The organism is Mesorhizobium sp. M5C.F.Ca.IN.020.32.2.1 (assembly GCF_004023105.1).
Taxonomy (GTDB): Bacteria; Pseudomonadota; Alphaproteobacteria; order Rhizobiales; family Rhizobiaceae; genus Mesorhizobium; species Mesorhizobium wenxiniae.
The window spans coordinates 1-2,301 of the sequence record NZ_RZSX01000947.1 but is presented as its reverse complement, the minus strand read 5'-3'; the positions used below and the strand labels follow the sequence as shown (position 1 = coordinate 2,301).

Sequence of the window (2,301 nt, the reverse complement as noted above, 5' to 3'; positions counted from 1 at the left end):
CGAAGCCTTGTGCTCGCCGCGCGCTGGACGGTGCTTCTGTCGCTGGCGGCTTTCGTCGGCGGCGGCGTGGTCGGGATGCTCGTGCTGTTCTTCCGGATCGCCAAGAATAAATGGGCGCAGCGGCTTGCATCGGGATACATCGCGCTTTTTCAGGGAACGCCGCTGCTCATGCAGCTCTTCCTGATGTTCTTCGGCCTGCCGATGCTGGGCTTGCGCATCGAACCGTGGACCGCCGCAGCGCTTGGCCTCACCTTTTTCGCCAGCGCCTATCTCGCCGAGATCTGGCGCGGCGGCGTCGATGCGCTGCCGCGCGGCCAGTGGGATGCCGGCGCCAGTCTCGGCCTCCACTATCTGCAGGAACTCCGGCTGATCATCCTGCCGCAGGCGTTCTCGATCACCCGTGCGCCGACTGTCGGTTTCCTGGTGCAGCTGATCAAGTCGACGGCGCTGACCTCGATCATCGGTTTCGAGGAACTGGTCAGGACATCCAACGCGATCAACAATGCGACCTTCGAACCCTTCACCGTCTATGGGCTGGTGGCGCTGATCTTCTTCGTCATGTGTTTTCCGCTGACGCAGTATGCCCGTTCACTCGAACGGCGCGCGGCTGCCCACTGAGCCGCGAGCATGTTGCGTTGACCATACAAGCTGGGAAGAACGGCAGCTTTGCGCCGCAATGTCGGCCAAGAGCCAAACTTTATCTCCGCCCGGAAGCAGACATCCCAGGTGACCATGCTGGAAGTCGTAGTCGCGCCAGAACCCGACGTCCGGCCGACGCCCGCCGAATAGCTTAATCCCAAGGATTTTATGCTCTTCGTTCGCAGCAACCCTCCGGCGACCTGGAGACACCATCCATTGTTAAGGCAAGGACTCGCATGAGCGATGAGCTGTCATTCTTGGCCAACCGCTTGCATCTAAACAGCGGCTGCAGATTCCGAGCGCCCAGCCGCTTCCGTATCGCGGTGATCTCCTCCCCAACGATCAGCGATTTCAGCGCATGCATCATGCAGCCCTAGGTGCAGGTTCATGGTCTCGGACTGATTAGTCTTGCCAGCGGCCGCAATTGGGATCAATTTCGTGGACTGGAGATAAACATCTCCTCGCATAGCCAACTGTCTGAAGGGGAGCTGCGGCCGCAGGATCACAGGGGCAGGGAGGAAGGGATGCGAGCGTCTCGGAGCCGAGAGGGTGTATCGTTGGCCCGCATCAATGCTATGTGCAGGTTGTTCCTGCTCATAGTCGCGGCGCTTGTTGTCGGTTTGCCCCAACCCGCACAGACGACCGAGCCGGATGGCGATACGTTGAGATTGTTGCTGTGGCAAGCGCCAAGCACACTGAACCCACACCAGGCGCCGGGCATCAAGGATCAAACGGCAAGCCGTATCGTCTACGAGCCGCTGGCCAGCTTTGACGCCGAGGGCCGGCTGGTGCCCTTTCTCGCAGCCGAGATTCCATCGCTTGAGAACGGCCAGGTCGCGCCCGATGGCAGATCGGTCACATGGAAGCTTAGGCCGGGCATCAAGTGGTCCGACGGCGTGCCGTTCACCGCGAAGGATGTCCTTTTCACCTACCAATACATAGTGAACGAGGACGTGGGCTCGTCGAGCGCGGGCTCGTACAAATCAGTCGCGAAGGTGGAGGCGCTGGACAACTTGACCATCAAGGTCACGTTCAAGGACGTCAATCCCGCCTGGTCGCTGCCCTTCGTCGGCGTGCAGGGAATGGTTATTCACAACAACAAAGATGCCGCCAGCGCTCCGGCAAACCTCGCCCCGGTGGGCACCGGTCCATACCGCCTCAAGGAGTTCCGGACGGAGGACGTCCTTCTCATCGGCGAGGACGTCGTCAACACGGTCAAGATCATCTTCGAGCCAAATCCCGAGTATCGTGATCGTGACAGCCTGGCGTTCAAGCAGGTCACGCTTCAGGGCGGTGGCGACGCCAGAACCGCTGCAAACGCAGTGAGCGAAGGCATCGTCGACTACGCGTGGAACCTTCAGGTCGGCGAGGCTGACCTTCGAAGGCTTGAAACCAAGGGCGTTGGTAGGGTCGATTTGTATTGGGGATCTTATGTCGAACGCATCATGCTCAATTTCACCGATCCCAGACGGGAAACCGCCGACGGCGAACGCGCGAGCGTGGAGTTCCCGCATCCAATCCTGACCGACAGGCGCGTCCGGCAGGCGCTGGCGGCCGCCGTTGACCGCCGGAAAGCTGCCGAACTGCACGGCAGGAGTGGCCGCGCCACCGCTAATCTCCTTGTCGCACCGGCCGCCTTCGCCTCGCCGAACACGAAATGGG

At 61.0% G+C, this 2,301-nt stretch carries 2 protein-coding genes; both read left to right on the top strand.

Features of this window, described 5'->3' with window-relative positions; all coding sequences use genetic code 11:
• On the top strand, positions 1 to 618 hold a 618-nt coding region (locus tag EOA86_RS31280), incomplete at its 5' end, for an amino acid ABC transporter permease (RefSeq protein ID WP_164892164.1).
• A 398-nt stretch (positions 619 to 1,016) separates the two neighbouring features.
• A partial coding sequence (locus EOA86_RS31275; protein WP_245497432.1) for a peptide ABC transporter substrate-binding protein occupies positions 1,017 to 2,301 on the top strand: 1,285 nt, incomplete at its 3' end.